General features: G+C 40.7%; 15 protein-coding genes. 4 read left to right on the plus strand and 11 right to left on the minus strand.

Annotated features, from left to right (window positions below; translation table 11 throughout):
* Positions 1-113: 113 nt before the first annotated feature.
* Both LC454_RS04450 and LC454_RS04455 read left to right on the plus strand, forming a co-directional pair.
* Entirely contained in the window at positions 114-719 is a 606-nt protein-coding gene (locus LC454_RS04450; RefSeq protein WP_223580031.1) for an RNA polymerase sigma factor, read from the plus strand.
* Between the two features lie 14 nt (positions 720-733).
* A complete protein-coding gene (locus tag LC454_RS04455; RefSeq protein WP_223580033.1) occupies positions 734-2,116 on the plus strand; it encodes a hypothetical protein in 1,383 nt (460 codons plus the stop codon).
* 136 nt (positions 2,117-2,252) lie between these two features.
* Here LC454_RS04455 and LC454_RS04460 read toward each other — a convergent pair whose 3' ends face one another.
* The 9 genes from LC454_RS04460 to LC454_RS04500 all read right to left on the minus strand — a co-directional run bounded on the left by LC454_RS04460 (position 2,253) and on the right by LC454_RS04500 (position 11,648).
* The gene (locus tag LC454_RS04460) at positions 2,253-2,864 is read right to left on the minus strand and encodes an HAD family hydrolase (protein ID WP_223580035.1); all 612 of its coding nucleotides are present in this window, start codon (positions 2,862-2,864) and stop codon (positions 2,253-2,255) included.
* 136 nt (positions 2,865-3,000) lie between these two features.
* The gene (locus tag LC454_RS04465; RefSeq protein WP_223580037.1) at positions 3,001-6,171 is read right to left on the minus strand and encodes an efflux RND transporter permease subunit; all 3,171 of its coding nucleotides are present in this window, start codon (positions 6,169-6,171) and stop codon (positions 3,001-3,003) included.
* A 37-nt stretch (positions 6,172-6,208) separates the two neighbouring features.
* Complete coding sequence (locus LC454_RS04470; RefSeq protein ID WP_223580039.1) at positions 6,209-7,366, minus strand: efflux RND transporter periplasmic adaptor subunit; 1,158 nt, start codon at positions 7,364-7,366, stop codon at positions 6,209-6,211.
* Between the two features lie 28 nt (positions 7,367-7,394).
* Positions 7,395-8,720: a TolC family protein gene (locus LC454_RS04475; RefSeq protein WP_223580041.1), complete on the minus strand. Its 1,326-nt coding sequence runs from the start codon at positions 8,718-8,720 to the stop codon at positions 7,395-7,397.
* Positions 8,721-8,728: 8 nt separating this feature from the next.
* Complete coding sequence (locus tag LC454_RS04480; RefSeq protein ID WP_223580043.1) at positions 8,729-9,331, minus strand: TetR/AcrR family transcriptional regulator; 603 nt, start codon at positions 9,329-9,331, stop codon at positions 8,729-8,731.
* Positions 9,332-9,542: 211 nt separating this feature from the next.
* Positions 9,543-9,962 carry a c-type cytochrome gene (locus LC454_RS04485; protein WP_223580045.1) on the minus strand — a complete coding sequence of 140 codons (420 nt, stop codon included), beginning with the start codon at positions 9,960-9,962 and terminating at the stop codon, positions 9,543-9,545.
* Position 9,963: 1 nt separating this feature from the next.
* Positions 9,964-10,611, minus strand: coding sequence for an SCO family protein (locus tag LC454_RS04490; protein WP_223580046.1), 648 nt, complete (start codon positions 10,609-10,611; stop codon positions 9,964-9,966).
* Positions 10,612-10,693: 82 nt separating this feature from the next.
* Positions 10,694-11,110, minus strand: coding sequence for a transposase (locus LC454_RS04495; RefSeq protein WP_120257944.1), 417 nt, complete (start codon positions 11,108-11,110; stop codon positions 10,694-10,696).
* Between the two features lie 40 nt (positions 11,111-11,150).
* On the minus strand, positions 11,151-11,648 hold the full coding sequence (locus tag LC454_RS04500) for a DUF4442 domain-containing protein (RefSeq protein ID WP_120257943.1): 498 nt from the start codon (positions 11,646-11,648) through the stop codon (positions 11,151-11,153).
* Positions 11,649-11,740: 92 nt separating this feature from the next.
* Here LC454_RS04500 and LC454_RS04505 point away from each other — a divergent pair, with 92 nt between their 5' ends.
* Positions 11,741-12,976 (plus strand): MFS transporter, encoded by a 1,236-nt coding sequence (locus LC454_RS04505; protein ID WP_223580047.1) that lies wholly within the window; start codon positions 11,741-11,743, stop codon positions 12,974-12,976.
* 256 nt (positions 12,977-13,232) lie between these two features.
* Here the strand turns inward: LC454_RS04505 and purN are convergent, their stop codons facing one another.
* Positions 13,233-13,805, minus strand: coding sequence for a phosphoribosylglycinamide formyltransferase (gene purN, locus LC454_RS04510; protein WP_223580048.1), 573 nt, complete (start codon positions 13,803-13,805; stop codon positions 13,233-13,235).
* Positions 13,806-13,962: 157 nt separating this feature from the next.
* Between purN and LC454_RS04515 the strand changes: the two genes are divergently transcribed.
* Positions 13,963-14,457 (plus strand): TlpA family protein disulfide reductase, encoded by a 495-nt coding sequence (locus tag LC454_RS04515; protein WP_223580049.1) that lies wholly within the window; start codon positions 13,963-13,965, stop codon positions 14,455-14,457.
* Between the two features lie 83 nt (positions 14,458-14,540).
* On the opposite strand, the gene clpB is transcribed toward LC454_RS04515, so the two are convergent.
* Positions 14,541-17,141, minus strand: coding sequence for an ATP-dependent chaperone ClpB (gene clpB, locus LC454_RS04520; protein ID WP_223580050.1), 2,601 nt, complete (start codon positions 17,139-17,141; stop codon positions 14,541-14,543).
* Positions 17,142-17,297 lie beyond the last annotated feature (156 nt).

Raw genomic sequence — 17,297 nt, forward strand, 5'->3', positions numbered from 1 at the left:
TAGGAGAATAAAAATAGTTAAATAGTGATATTAAGCGGGGACATTCGACTATTTGATTTTAAGTTTTATAATTTTATTTTCGTTATTTGAAGCTTAATATTTAAATAGTTTAAGTGGGAATTATTCAGTCATATTTTTATAACAAGAAGCTATCATCTTTACATGATGCCCTGGAGCGTTGCTTGCGAAATCGTGAGGACGGAAAGGCTTTCGTCTATAAAAAATATTATGGCTACCTCATGGCAATCATTATCCGCTATGTCAAACAGGATGTGGATGCCGAGGAGCTTGTGAATGAGAGCTTTGTCCGGATTTTTCGAAAATTGGAATCCTTTAATATGGATATCGATGCGGAGAACCTCGAAAAGTCATTTAGGGCCTGGATCGGTCGAATCGCTGCCAATATCTCTATTGATTTTTTGAGGGGTAAAAAACAAATGTATTCTGTTGAGGATATGGCTGAAGGGGATATGCACACGCCGTCGGTTCAATTGGACAGCCGGTTAGAGGTGAATGAAATCCTGAGTCTGTTGGATCAGCTTCCCGAAATTCAAAAAACTATTTTTAATCTCTATGAAATAGAAGGGTATTCACATGATGAAATTGCCCAGATGCTAAATATACCGGATAGTACTTCGCGTACTTATCTGACAAGGGCAAAACAAAAACTGAGAAAATTATACTTGGACTATACAGGTGTAGTTCAAGAAATAAGATAAATATTGTTGTTACAATGGAAGGCAATAAGAAAAAAGAATTGATAGAAGAAATCATTGGGCAATTAAAAGACCATGAGCTCCCGTATCGGGAAGGGTCCTGGGAAAAGTTTGCGTCAAAGCAAGGGGTAGCAGCACCGCCTTCTTCCGCTTGGAAATATTGGAGTGCGGCAGCCGCTGTACTTTTATGTTTTGGTGTGGGGTATTGGGGTTTAAAAAATAGTTCTTCGGTCGCTCCGTCTTCTGCAGTTTTAACACAAAATGATAAAAATAGCGAGGTTCTCGCCGATAATAAAGATTTAAAAGAGTCTATTCAACGCTCATTGTCTGCTGTCACTGGAGAGCAGGGGCTAAGTGCACAGGAGCTATTGCGGGATAGACCGTTTATCTATTCGAAGGTGGAAAGTGAGCCTACGGATAATAGTCAGCAACAACAGTTTGTCCTATTTGGTGGAAAGGCTGTGCGTGGAAATAATATCAATGTATCAAATAATTTCGCCGCTATGGGAGGGAAGACCATGCAACTGCGAAATAGTACATTATCCGCACAGATCAATTTGGATGATCCTACTGCTGCTGCTTCGGCGGATATCACGACAAGGGCTCAGGTTGCCACAACAACGCAATCAAATGTGACACCAACGAACTCAAATACTGTGGTTTCTTCTACACAGACCCAGCGTGAAGCGGCACGTCTTGCTGCGCTATATGCTGGACAACAGGAAAACCGGAGGGGTAGTGTGATGTTGAAATCCAACAATGACCTCGATAGAAAATGGGAAATGGGTGCATTTGTGTCTCCGGCTTCCACTTCTGAAAGTATCACACTTGGCGGGGGAGTTGCCCTGGCCTATAATGTTTCAAGTAAGATCAGCATTCGTTCAGGTGCTTCGATCCAACACTATGGCGCTGTTTCGGGAAATACGCCCATCACACCGGCGATGGCTTCCAATTCTTTTGAAATGAACGCACCAAGTTATCTTTCGCAACCCAATGGTTTGAGTAATGCTTTTGCAAAGGGTTTAGCCGATGCGAAAGATGCCAAAAGCAACGAACGTGTCTCTGGTAAAATTCTCACAGTGGATATTCCGGTTGATGTTCGTTATGCAATCACTAAGAATTTTTATACCTCTGTAGGGGTTTCTTATGTTGGTGTACTGGATCAGGAACGCGCGACCATTTATGAAACCAATAATACGGAATATAAGCAAAAATCCACCGAAAAGAATGTGGATGATAAAGGTGTGAATGGTTTTGTTAATTTCTCGGTTGGAAGAAAACAGAAAGTAGGAAAACTTTCCATTTCTGTGGAACCCTATTATAAAATACCGGTCGGCGGCTTAAGATCGTCTGATCTGAATTATAGTAATGGTGGTGTGAAAATTATCACCAGCTTCTAGTATAGAAAGAAGTCATACGAAAGTAGAAGCGAATCCCTCCCAGAATTGAGCAGTCTGAAAGGAAGGAGTGCAGGAATAAAAGAAAAGCCCTCGAATAGAAAATTCGGGGGCTTTTTGTAGCATCTTTATTGATTAATTATAGCTCATCTATACGTACCCAGCCCATTCCGGCAGCTTTTGCGCCTTCTACACCGGGGACTCCATCTTCATAGACTAAACATTTTTCAGGAGCAATATTCAATTGTGAAGCAGCAAGTAAGAACGGTTGAGGTGAGGGTTTACCTTCTGCTGTATCACCGGCACAGACCAATGTTTCCAGGTCATCCCATACACCTATGGTTGTCAGGGTCATCGACAAGGTTGTTCTTGTGCCACCCGAGACAGCGGCAATATGTTTTTTACCCTTTTGATATTTTAAATGTTCAACAACATAATCCACAGGCTTTGTTTTAAAGACATATTCATCCCGAAATATGGTGGACTTCAAGGTTGAGAATTCCTGATAATCGAAGTCTACGCCATAGCGTTTACTGATTTCCTCTGCAACAGCAACCGTAGGCCAGCCGGCTGTTTCATCAATAAGATTGACATCCAAAGTGACACCATATTGTTCGGCGGCAGCTTTATATGCTTGTTTGTGGGCATCCATGTTGTCGGCCAAAGTACCGTCGACGTCAAATAGTAGAGCGTCATAGGATTCGGCAAGAAGATTTAGCTGTTCAAATTTACGTTGTGATTCAGGTGACATATCTATTTAATAGTGTGTGGTAAAATTAAAAATTATAATTGGAAGAGCAAAAAGCAAGACGCCTTTCCTTCGTCAGAAGGAAAGGCGTCTTAGCGTTTACGGTATGGTCTTAGCACATACTGCGAATTTTATCTGCTTAGTGTGCACTTAAATTCTTCGCTTTTTCTTCATCAAAATTAGCTTCTAATTCAGCCAATTTTTTCTTACCGTAAGCCATTCGTGTGATCACAACGAATAGAACTGGTACGATAAAGATTGCCAAAAGTGTTGCCGCAGTCATACCACCGAATACCGTCCAGCCTATTGTTTGGCGGGATATGGCACCGGCACCATGTGACAACATCAATGGAATAATACCTAGGATGAAGGCAAAAGAGGTCATGATAATCGGGCGTAAACGCAATTTTACAGCGTCTAACGTTGCTTCATAGAGATTCATTCCGATATCAACCCGCTCTTTGGCGAATTCCACAATCAGGATCGCATTCTTGGCCGCAAGACCAATGATGGTCACCAGACCGATTTGTGCATAGATATTATTATCCAATGTTGGTATCAACGTCAGGGTCAAGATCGCTCCAAATACACCTAAAGGAACCGATAGGAGGATAGAGAATGGAACAGACCAGCTTTCATACAACGCTGCCAAAAGCAAGAATACAAATAAGATACATAGCGCAAAGATCTGAACGGTCTTTGATCCGGACTGCATCTCTTGTAGTGAAAGACCAGAGAACTGATAGTCAAATCCTTCAGGCAAAGTCTGCGCCGCAACTTCTTGCAAAGCTTTCAACGCATCTCCAGAAGAATAGCCTGGGGCAGAACTACCATTGATCTCAATACTTCTAAAGATATTGTAGTGGTTGATGATTGAAGGCATCGTTATTAGCTCATACTTCACCAATGTACCCATTGGCACTGGATTACCCATCGTATTGTTGACATACAGCTTGTTGATGTCTTCAATGTTCATCCGGTAGGGGATATCGGCTTGTGTAACGACACGGTAGCTACGGCCATATTTCGTAAAGTCATTGACATAGCTACTTCCTAAATAGGCCGATATTGTCGAATAGATACTTGAGATCGGTACGCCCATACGTTTTGCTTGTTCACGGTTGACTTCCAATTTGTAGTTTGGCGAATTGGTGTTAAACATGGTATAGGCCATTCCAATTTCAGGACGTTGGTTGGCCGCCATAAGGAATTTACCTACAGTGGCTTCAAAATCTTTGATATTTACTGTTTGTAAATCTTGAATTTGTAGGGAGAAACCGCCGGAAGTACCTAAACCCGGGATTGCCGGTGGCGTTACGGCCAATACCCTTGCTTTGGTATAGCCCATATATTTACCCATGATCATACCAGCGATATCGTTGGCGGTACGTGTACGTGTTTCCCAAGGTTTTAGGGAGACGAATAGCGTTGCACCATTTGATTTGAAGGCACGGTTCAAAATATTGATACCCGAGATGGCTGTAACGTATTTGATTTCAGGGAAGGTCTTGTGTAAATCGTCCTCGATCTCTTTTAATACTTCATTGGTACGGGCAGAGGATGAACCCTCAGGTAAAGTGACCCCAGCGAAGAATGCACCACCGTCTTCCGAAGGAATAAATCCTGTTGGCTTGGTGGTAAACATATAACCTGTACCGATAAAGATACATAAAAGGATAATCAACACAAGCGGCGCCTTTTTGATGGCTTGTTTTACACCGCGTGAGTACTTGATCGTCACTTTTTCAAACCAAACGTTGAATTTGTAGAAGAACTTGTTCAAGCCTTTTGCACCTTCGTGTACAGCCGTTGGTTTCAATAAAATTGAACATAGCGCAGGTGTCAGGGAAAGGGCAATAAATGCGGACAACATAACCGATACAGCAATGGTAATCGCAAATTGTTGATACAGTTTACCCACCATCCCCGGAATAAATCCTACCGGAACGAATACCGCGGCCAAGATCAAGGCAATTGCGATAACCGGCGCAGTAATATCACCCATTGCGCGACGGGTCGCTTCTTTTGCATCCAGTTTATAGTGGTCAATATAGTGCTGAACCGCTTCCACCACAACGATGGCGTCATCCACTACAATACCGATAGCCAGTACAAAGGCAAGCATCGTCAAGTTGTTGACCGAAAAGCCAAACATCAAGAAAAAGATGAATGTACCAACTATGGATACTGGAATTGCCAGTACAGGAATCAATGTTGCTCTCCAGCTTTGTAGGAAGAAGAATACCACAAAGGTTACCAAAAGTAATGCTTCTACCAAGGTATGGATTACCGAAGAAATGGATGCATTTACTACAGAAACGGTCTCGTAACTGATGGTGTAATCAACGTCAGTTGGAAAGGATTGCTTTAATTTTTCCAGGGCAGCAACAATACCTTCTGCGGATTCAACGGCGTTTCCACCCGGTGTCTGGTTGATCATCATGGCAGATGAGGTCATTCCATTTACTTTGGAAGAAGTTCCATAACTAAATTGTCCCAGTTCTACACGTGCGACATTCTTTAAAAGTACAATGGATCCATCTTTATTGGTTTTGACGACAATATTTTCAAAGTCCTCGGGATTAGAAAGGTCACTATCCGTAATAATAGGATATTCAAATACGGTCGAAGACTCTTGTGGGCGTGCTCCGACACTACCTCCTGGTATACGGGTGTTTTGTTCGGCAATAGCTGCGGAAACATCTGCAGGTGTCATGCTTAGATTAGCCAATTTGTTGGCATCTAACCACACACGCATGGAGAAAGGTTGACCGAAGGCCGTTACATCACCGACACCTTTGACACGCAATAACGCATCTTTGACGTACAAGTTGTTGTAATTGGCCAGAAAATTTTCATCTCTGGTTCCTTTGGGTGATGTTAAAGCCACCAACATCAAGATATCGTTATTGGCTTTACGGGTAGTGATCCCCAAACGTCTAACAGCTTCTGGAAGGGCAGGTTCTGCAATCCCGACACGGTTTTGGACGTCTAGGGTTGCGATATCGATGTCGGTACCTACTTCAAATGTGACAGTAATTGTTGCTTGACCATTTGAAGTACTATTTGACGACATATAAATCATGCCAGGTGTACCATTGATCTGACTCTCAATCAGCGTTGTCACGGTCTGCTCAACCGTCTGTGCATCTGCGCCCGTATAGTTTGCTGTAACTGTTACGGTTGGCGGTGCAATAGAAGGGTACTGGCTAATTGGCAACGTAGATACAGCAATAATTCCGATGATTGAAATCAATATCGAAATAACGATTGCGGTAACTGGCCTCTTAATAAATACTTCTGAAATCATTCTATATCTTTTAGATTCTCTTTAAAAATTAATGCTGTTATTTTCCTTTCGGAGCGCCTTTTGCAGCTTGTTGGGCAGCAGTGGCAGCATCGACAACTTTAACACCATTTTGGACATTCATAGCTCCATCAACAACGATTTTCTCACCGTCTTTGACACCCTCTTTGATAACGATTTTATCACCGGCTTTAATACCCAATTTTACCTGACGGATTTCAGCTTTGCTGCTATCGTTAACGGCATATAAATTGAACACACCCAATTGCTCGAAGACTGCTTTGTAAGGAACAACGATTTCTTCAGTTGCCGATGTGGTCGATACATTCATGGTGATATTCATGCCCGCTCTTAACGCATTGGCATTGTTCGGGAATGTAGCCCGTATTTTAATTGTTCCTGTCGCTGGATCAACAGCACGGTCAATGGTCGTTATGCTTCCCTTACCTTCATAGGTACTTCCGTCCGGCAATAAAAGCGAAAGGTCCGAAGAAGCATGGCTGCTTTGCATTTGAGCAAATTTGCTGATATCTTTTTCGTTGACCTGAAACTCAATGGCAATCGGGCTTGTTGAGGATAATGTATTCAATAGCGTAGTACCAGGATTGACCAAAGCACCTAAGCGTACCTGTGATATACCAATGGTTCCGGAGAATGGCGCACGAATCGTAGAACGGGACAGGTTGGTATTGGCTGTTACCAATGCCGCGCGCGCAGATTCTACCTGTGCTTGCGAAGAAGCAACATTTGATACGGCATTATCATAAACCTGTTTAGCGATCGCGTCTTTGTCAGCCAATACTTGATAACGGGCCAAATCTCTTTTTTGACGGTCGAGATCTGTTTGTGCGATTTGAAGGCTTGCTTTTGCCTGTTGTACAGCTGCATTATAACGTGTTCCGTCAATCTCATATAAGGCTTGACCTTTAGAGACCACAGCACCGTCTGAAACATATATTTTGGTAATATAACCGCTTACTTCTGCAAATAGGTCTGCTTCGTTCAACGGTTTGACTGTTGCTGGGTAACTTATGGTTCCCGTAACAGTCTCATGTGATGCTGCGCCAAAGGTAACAGGAACAACCTTCTCGGCCTGAGCCTGTGCTGCACCTTGCTTTTTTGCATCTTTATTTCCACAAGAGGTCCATACTAAAGCCGTCCCAAGGAAGAAAGCGAATAATAATTGTCTTTTATTCATGATTTGTATTAGTTTCCGTTTGAATTGATTAATTAGTTTGGATTGCCCCAACTGCTTTTTGAACATCCAATTTACTTGATAGCAATGCATAGAGCGCACTCAGATAATTGAATTGCGTTATTTTGAGATCATTTTCAGCCGTCATTAAATCCAGGTATTTTGTGATTCCCTCATCGTATTGCAATTTGATTGTTTCATAAACCTCTTTGGACAATTCTACATTCTCTTTTGCCGTTTTCCAATCATTTAGATTAGCATTGTATGTGGCTTTTGATAAGGCATACTCCGTATTGATACTGTTTTCCAGATTCTTGATATCCCAGTCAATACGTTCCTCCTGCAACCTGGATTTATTGACTTGTTTTTTTCGTTTAAATCCGTCGAAAATAGAAAAAGAGAGATTCAAACCTGCGACAGAACCCGGGAAATTGTCGTTATAGAGTTTACTGAATTTATCATTCCGATAATTGAATGCGTAGTTATAAAAGGCACTTACGCTAGGTAAATAGGTCCATTTAAAATATTGCGTGTTCAATTGCTGAATCTTTTTCGATGTTTCCAATTGTTGGAATTCGATCCGATTGGAAACACTTACAGCAGCTGTGGTATCCAATAAAATTTCGGATTCCATGTTGCTGTTATTGAATGATAAAGTAAGATTTTGGCCTTTATCTAATGCTAGCAGCTGTTTCAGATATTCATATTTATATTTTCGTAATTCGACGTTCCGTTTTTCGTCTGCGTTGGAATTGGCCAAAGCGATCTGCGCTCTTTTAAAATCCGTTTTGTCAACCACTCCAACATCATATTGCGATTTTGCGTCTTTCAGCTGCTTTTGAAGCCTAGCAATATTTTCGCGGACAATTTTAATCATTTCCTCTGTTGTTAGGATGTCATAATAAGCTTTGCTGACTTCCACAACCGCATTTATTTTTTTGCTTTCGGTGTTTTGCTTGTTGCCTAGGCGAACTAATGAGGCAGCCTTCCTTGCCTGTATCAATTCGGGATTCAACAATTGCTGATCGGCCTGTAGCGTCAATGCACTGGCATTATTCTGCCCCATTTTGATGTTATTTCCACCGATATTGACCACGGGGACAATCACATTATAGTTATAGCTTCCTTTCAAACCTAATTGTGGGTACCAGCCCGAAAGGGAGATATCGATATCCTTTTCACCGATGGCCTCATCCAATTGTGCCTGTTTTACAGAAATTTGATTGCGTAGTGCATAATCTATCAGCTGCTGAAGCGTCGCATTTGGCGGCAAGTTTTCAGATTGCTGTTGTGCAAATCCTGTATTACTCAACAGCGACAGTGTCGCTAAGGAATAAACGATTTTATTAAACTTCATATATCTCATTAATTATTTTTATTTCTATTGACAGCACCATCCCAAATTATTTCCATTAACTCCTTGATATTCTGTTCGGAGAAGTGAAGATCTTTGAATTTGATGCTATGTACTGTGGACAAAGCCACTCCGATATAACTAGCCACCAATAGGTGAACATTTACTTGTTTTAAAATTTTTTTGTCAATGCCTTCCTGCAAAAAGTCAAGTACTTTGTTTTGGCCACCGACAGGCTCCTGTATCTCAGCTTTATTCTTTTCGTAATAAGGCGAAGAAAAAAACTGTTCAAAAAAACTGAAGATCCGTCCGTTTTCTAAATAGAACTGAACAAAGTTGCGCCACACATGAAAAAAAGAAGCTTTATAATCAAAGTCTTCTTTTATCCCGTCAAATATGTAATCGTTTAAGATTGACCGGCAATGTTTGAACAGCGCAAAGATCAAATCATCTTTAGAGGGAAAATAGTGGTAGATAGTACCTATCGCTACATCGGATTCCTGTGCGATCTTACTCATTGGCGTCCCGTGGAAACCGTTTGTGTGTATCAGTTTAAGTGTGGCAGCAAAGACAGCTGCAATTTTTTCATTTGTCTGCATCAATCGAACGTTCATTCGGTTGCAAAATTAGTGATTAATTTGAATCCAAAATGTCAAATTATTGTTATAAATCAATAAATACAAAAACAAATTGGACCAATAATACAATAAGGAAAAAAGATTTAAATTGTTTTGGCTTTGAATGATTATTTTTTTGTTAGCTGGATTTAATGCGCCTGCCGGGCATTAGGCAAAAAAAGAGGAACTTTATACAAGTTCCTCTTTTTTATTGACAATTTTTTAATTGTTTTTCCACTTCATTTAAGGGAAATATTTCCTTGCCCTTATTGATCTTTGTATTGATATAGGTCAGTACATAAGCAATATCAACGGCGGAAAGATTTGAAGCTGGCATCGTGTTATTGAATTTCTTGCCTGCGACCTCGAGTTCCCCTGTTGCGCCATGTTTAACGATACAGGCAAGCTTTTGGCGGTTTTTTTCCAAAAACTTGGTATCTGTAAGCGGAGGGTAGAGGTTTCCCAATCCTTCTCCTTTTTCGCCATGGCAATTCTGACAATGTGTTATATACACTTTTTGACCATTTACGCTGTATTGCGCTGTTCGAATATCAATTTCGTTTTGACAGCCGATCAAAGCCGATAATAGGCATCCAATAATAAAACAGGTTGTTAAGAGGGTGCGCATATTAGTTTTTAGCTTCGTTCAATAGCTTTGGTAGGTCCTCCATTAGTTTTTTTACCTGCTCATCATTAGTACCATCATAAGCGCCACGGATGCGTTTATCCTTGTCAATCAAGACAAGGTAACCTTGGTGGTCATAACCTCCAGGGGCATTCTTATCCTCAGCTGTATAAACCAGGTATTGGTTGGCTATACCATAAATATCTGCCTTTGTACCTGAAACAAATTGCCAATGGTCATTGCTTACGCCTAGTTTATTTGCATAATCTTTCAATACGTAGGGCTGATCATATTTAAAATCTATGCTATGGGACAAAAAGCGAACAGCATCATTATCCTTATATTGTGTATAGATTTTGAGCAAATTACGGTTCATTGTTGGGCAGATGCTTGGACAATGTGTGAAAAAGAAGTTTGCGATATATACTTTTCCCTCAAAATCCTTCTCTGAGATCATCACACTATCCTGGTTCAAAAACTTAAATGCAGGTATGGTATGATAAACCGTATCTATCACTTGTTTTCCGTCAACTGTTTTTTCGACGGCTTCCCGTTCGCCGTAAATTGGTAAGTTGGACTGGCTCGTGTTTTTGCAAGAAAATAAACCAAGCAATAGGCCCGTAGCACAACAAAGTTTAAATATAGATTTCATCTGTTTGTATTCTTTCATTATTAATTTGCCCTACTGGGCTTTTCTATCCTGCTATAAGCTGGTATTGAGCAGGGCTGTTCACCTAGAAGTTCTTTAATTTCTCCTGGCTTTCCTTGGAAACAGTATCAAATATTTTCTTCATGTCTGATACTTTTTGCAATTCGACTTCAAAATATTTGATATCGGTACTGTCGGGTTTATATGCTTTCATCCAGTCCATCATGTGGTCTGTCGCACTCTCCAGGTTTGCTTTTAATATACCAAGGTCCTTTTTTGTTGCTGTGGTGTCCAAGTCAGCTTTAGCAGCTTTTAGTGTTTTTAGATTATTCAGGATAGAGTCTATTTTGACTGCATCGCGGTCAAAATGAGCGATCTGAGGCATGATTTCATCATGTATTTTGATTGTTGAATCTTGTAAAACCTTTACATTGTTTGTGCCAGTGGTTCCACATGCCGCTATTGCCAAGGATGCGATAGCCATGAAAGCGATTTTGTTCATGTTTCTATTTTTTTGGTAATTGGACAAATATATTAATTTCTTATTGCTCGACCTTTCGATTTCTATCCGGGAATGTAAAATTCAAGTCACGAATGTAGGTTTCACAATGGACTACAGCACATAATTCATCATTTTTATCTTTTATTTCCAGACTCAGGTTTTTGACAATTTTGCCTTTCGTGCGAATGGTTTGGGTACATTCGTCCAGTAGTTCGTCCGAAAGTTGAACAGAATAGCCCACACTTGTTTTTCCGGGTTTTTTAAAATCAATCCGAGATGACTTGAGCCAGGCTACGGTCTTTCTAAAACCTGTTTTTTGAAGATATTGATCGATTAGGATCGGAAATATCGGGTCTGCAGCAGCGAAAATTGTTCCACCAAACAAGGTTTTATTGGTGTTGATATTGAATGGAGTCTTGTAAATTTTCACTTCGGCTCCTTTAAAGCCTGGACTGATTTTTTTTACCCAGATTCCCTGAAATAAAAAAGGAGGGTAAAAACGCAATAGCCATGTTAATGCACGTGGACTGTATCTCATGATACAAAAATAGGACAATGTACTGGATTATTTTTCGAAATCTTGGTTTTCTTATTTCACTATGGTATTTTTACGGCATCAAAGAACCTAAAATGTCAACATTAAAAGATAAACAGGCTGAAAGCAAGAAGGTATGGCTATTGGTGACGATAGCATCGTTGGGGTATTTTGTCGATATCTATGATCTCATTATTTTTTCTATTGTCCGCATTCAATCCTTTACAGATATTGGGGTGCCGACAGAACAGATGCGGGTAAAAGGCGAATTTGTTCTTAATATGCAAATGGGCGGTTTGTTGCTTGGTGGGATTATCTGGGGGATTATCGGTGATAAATACGGACGTTTAAAGGTGTTGTTTGGTTCTATTTTACTTTATTCCTTAGCGAATATTGCAAATGGTTTTGTAGGGGATGTGTGGCAGTATGGAATTATCCGGTTTATAGCCGGGATTGGATTGGCTGGGGAACTGGGAGCGGGGATCACCTTGGTTTCGGAAAGCATGCATAAGTCAAAGCGCGGTTATGGAACAATGCTGGTGGCCAGTGTTGGGGTGTTGGGTGCTATTCTTGCTTACTTTGTTTCGGAGGAATTCAATTGGCGTACTGCTTATTTCGTCGGTGGTGGAATGGGGTTATTGTTGTTGCTATTGCGTGTTGGTTCTTTTGAATCGGGTCTATTTAAGGAGCAGGATAAAAAGGATATTCCGAAAGGTGATTTCAGGATGCTTTTTACCGATAAAAGCCGATTGAAACGTTATATCAATTGTCTCTGTATAGGTTTGCCAATCTGGTTTGTGGTGGGAGTGTTGGTCACGCAGGCTCCGGAAATAGGAAAAGCACTTGGGGCATCCGAAACCTTGAGCGCGGGTAAAGGGGTGATGTTTGCTTATATCGGAATTTCCATTGGCGACGTGTTAGCAGGTGTGTTTGCGCAGATTCTAAAATCTCGGAAAAAGGTGGTTTTTATTTGTCAGTTGATTATTATCGGTAGTTCGTTATGGTATCTTTTGAGTACTGGAATTACAGCCAATAAATTTTTAGTTTTGGCTTTTGTCATGGGGCTAGGAGTAGGGTATTGGGCCACATTTGTGACTATTTCAGCGGAACAATTTGGTACCAACCTGCGGGCAACTGTGGCTACAACCGCTCCTAATTTTGTTAGGGGTGCCTTGATACCATCAACAATGGTTTATGGACTTTTGGTGGATTCGTTTGGTATTGTCCCAGCGGCAATTACGATGGTCTTGGTACTTTCTGGTATCGCTATGTATTCACTGACACAACTCGAAGAAAGCTTTGATAAGGATCTGAACTATCTAGAGGAGTAAGCCTAGGTAAAAGTAATAACAGTTTATTTTTTTCGGCCGGGGCACTTCTTACAACGTTTTCCTTCTTTGTATTTTTTACAGCATTTTTTGAAACAAACACAGGAAAAATCAGAAAAAGGATTCATTGCGGCACTTCTAAATTGAAATGGGCTTGCTTTGCCCTCGCCCTCACACTGTTCCACAAAGGATTCAATAACTTCGTTCATGAGGCAAAGTTACAATTTGTTTAAAATAATTCTAAATAAAAATGTTGTTTTTACATTTTTTTGATTAGGTTCTCAATTACTTTCGGGAAATGCTGGTGTTCTAATTGCTGTCCTTTGAACTTAATGATATCCAATGTGTCATTGGCGTCTATCTTAAACTTTGCTTGATAAATGATCTCGCCCTCATCAAAGTGCTCATTAGCAAAATGAATGGTAATGCCATGTTCTTCCTCTTTGTTGGCCAAAACAGCTTTATGTACATGGTCGCCATACATGCCCTTGCCACCATATTTCGGTAGGAGAGCAGGATGTATGTTGATGATCTGATTTGGATAGGCCTTTAAAAGATTGTTTGGAACAAGCCATAAGAAACCTGCTAGGATGATCAGATCGATATTTAAATTTTTAAGGATATTAACGACATTGTCCGTGTTGTAAAATTCATTGCGATCAAATATATGGGCTGGAATTTCAAAATTGTCAGCACGTTGAATAACATAAGCATCAGGGTTGTTGGACAGGATCAGCGCAACCTCAACTTCATCTGAGTATTTGAAATGTTCCATTATTTTTTGAGCATTGGACCCTGAACCTGAAGCAAAAATGGCAATTCGTTTTTTCACGATTAATGAGTGTTAATAGATTTGATCGATTTAAAAATTAGTCCAAACTTACGCATTTTTTGTAAAAAAACTAAAATATTGACGAATAGAACCGCATTTTTAGGTATTATTGATTAAAATTAATTGAATATTCATTGTCAGTTTAAAATTTTTTAACATGAAGTTACTCTGCTCCCTATTTTTTGCATGTGCATTTTTTCTTTTTCAACCCTTATTTGCGCAGGCTCCAAAAACGATTCCGGCATTTACGTTTGATGAGGTTTATCAGTCTGGCAAGTTCAATTCGGACAAATTGCCAAAGACAGGTTATATCGTTTTGGATTTCTATGATCCGGGCTGTGGCCATTGCCAGAAAATGGGAGCGGGAATCGCACAGAATTTGCAAAAGCTAAAAAACGTTAGCTTTTATTTTATCTCTATGAACGATAAACCTTACGTGGATGGTTTTATTAATATGCATGCTAAAGCGCTGAAAGGTGCTGTCAATGTGAAATTTTTGTTTGACTCGGGGACACAGTTTATAGAAAAATTCAGTCCAAGTAATTATCCTTCCTTGTATATTTATGATGCTAAAACGAAAACCTTAGTGCAGCATCTTGATGGGGAGGACGATGTGAAGAAATTGCTGAAAGCAGTAGGGGTTTCGAATTAGAAGATAGTTTACCTGTAAAATACCTGTTTATAACATAAGAGCCCCGCTAATGAAGTGGGGCTCTTATGATTATTTATAAACTATCAATCTTCCTGTTTATTGATAAAGACGAATTTTCCATCAAAGACATCCAGTCTGATAATCGAATCGCGACTGACTTTGCCGGATAAGATTTCTTTGGATAACTCATTCAGAATACGTTTCTGAATGACACGTTTCAATGGTCTGGCGCCATAGATCGGATCGTATCCAAGTTGTGCCAACCAATCCATCGCTTCATCCGAGGCCGTGATAAAGATATTTTGCTCGGCCAGTTGTTTTTGGACATGTACAAATTGAAGTCGCACAATATCACCGATCTCATCTCTACTCAACGGAGTAAACATAATCACCTCATCAATACGGTTCAGGAACTCCGGACGGATCGACTGTTTAAGCAAATCAAACACTTCAGTACGTGTTTTTGCAATGATCTCCTCTTTATTATCATCATCCAAATGACTGAAATTCTCTTGGATAATATGCGATCCGGTATTAGAGGTCATGATAATGATCGTATTTTTAAAGTTGACCGTACGACCTTTGTTGTCTGTTAGGTGACCATCATCCAATACCTGCAACAAGATGTTAAATACATCCGGATGTGCTTTTTCGATTTCATCCAATAATACGACCGAGTAAGGGTGTCTGCGTACGGCTTCTGTCAGCTGACCGCCTTCATCATAACCGACATATCCCGGAGGCGCACCGATCAAACGGGATACGGCATGTCTTTCCTGATATTCTGACATATCGATGCGCACCATAGATTGTTCATCATCGAATAGAAATTCAGCCAGGGCTTTTGCGAGTTCGGTTTTTCCGACCCCGGTTGTACCCAGGAAGATGAATGAACCTATCGGGCGCTTTGCATCATTCAGTCCTGCTCTTGAACGGCGGATTGCATCAGAGATCGCTTCAATGGCTTCATCTTGACCTGCGACCCGTTTGTGAAGTTCTTCTTCCAGATTCAGCAGCTTTTCACGTTCAGACTGAATCATTTTGCTGACAGGTATTCCAGTCCATTTAGCAACGACATCAGCAATATCTTCTGAAGTTACCTCTTCCTTGAGCATGCGTTTGCTTTCCTGTTTTTCAGCCAGTTCAGCTTTCAGTTTCTCCACTTTTTCCTGTGCTTCTTTGATCCGTCCGTAACGTAATTCGGCTACTTTACCATAATCACCTGAGCGTTCGGCCTGTTCGGCTTCAAGTTTATAGTTTTCAATGTTTTCAATTTCTTGGTTTACATTGTCCACCAGACTTTTTTCCGCTTGCCATGAAGCCCTCAGGGTATCACGTTCAGCAGATAAGTTAGCAATGCTTTCAGAAAGTTCCTGCACCTTTTTGTCGTCATTTTCACGTTTTAATGCTTCGCGTTCGATTTCCAATTGCATGATACGGCGCTCTAGTTCGTCTACCGCTTCTGGTACAGAGTCCATTTCCAGGCGTAATTTGGAGGCAGCCTCGTCAATTAAGTCAATGGCTTTGTCCGGTAAAAAGCGGTCTGCAATATAGCGTTGTGATAACTCCACTGCAGCAATGATAGACTCGTCGAGAATACGCACTTTATGGTGTGTTTCATAGCGTTCTTTCAATCCCCGTAGGATGGAGATGGCGTCTTGCGTGTCAGGCTCTTCCACCATGACTTTTTGAAACCTACGCTCCAGCGCTTTGTCTTTTTCAAAATACTTTTGATATTCATTGAGTGTGGTCGCTCCAATGGCACGTAGCTCACCTCTGGCTAAGGCAGGTTTCAGGATGTTTGCGGCATCCATTGCCCCTTCACCACCACCAGCGCCAACCAAGGTGTGGATCTCATCAATGAAAAGGACGATCTCACCATTGGAATCCGTTACTTCTTTGACAACGGCTTTCAAACGTTCCTCAAATTCACCTTTATATTTAGCTCCGGCAACCAAGGCGCCCATATCCAATGAAAATACAATCTTGGATTTAAGATTTTCTGGTGCGTCACCTTTGATAATCCGATAGGCGATTCCCTCGGCAATAGCGGTCTTACCAACCCCGGGTTCACCAACGAGTATGGGGTTGTTTTTGGTGCGTCGTGAAAGAATTTGCATGACACGTCTGATCTCCTCGTCCCGACCGATGACCGGGTCTAGTTTGCCGGATTCGGCATATTCATTTAAGTTACGGGCATATTTTCCAAGTGCGTTGTAAGTTGCTTCCGCATTTTGATCGGTCACGCGACTATTGCCCCGCAATTCTTTAATGGCGGTTTTGAGATCTTTTTCCGTTACCCCTTGTGATTTCAGCAGGGATGAAGTTTTGTCTGAAGTGGCCAATATACCCAGTAGTACATGCTCGACCGAGACAAATTCATCGTTAAATTCTTTGAGATATCCTTGTGCTTTTTGTAAAGCATTGTTTGCATCACTGCTGAGATAGATGTTACTTCCGCTTACTTTGGGGAAGCTCTCGATTTGCTTATCAAGCTCAGCGCCAAGGTAAGGGATGTTGACGTTCAATTTCTTTAATAGGTGACTGACAACATTTTCATCTACAGTAAGTAATGCTTTTAATATATGTGCTGTCTCGATGGCCTGTTGCTGATTTCCAGCGGCTATCTCCGACGCTTTTTGTATAGCCTCCTGGGCTTTGATTGTGTAATTGTTAAAGTTCATTCTGTATCGCTTAATTAAAGTTTTGTTGATATGTATGGGTATAACAATTGAAATGCCATTCGGGTTTTATGTGGTAATTCGGAAAAAATGACATTGATATTTATTGATTCGTGACAAATTTTCAGTATTAAAAAATAATGCTGTTGATTTTTAAAT

The organism is Sphingobacterium sp. GVS05A (assembly GCF_019969845.1).
Lineage (GTDB): Bacteria > Bacteroidota > Bacteroidia > Sphingobacteriales > Sphingobacteriaceae > Sphingobacterium.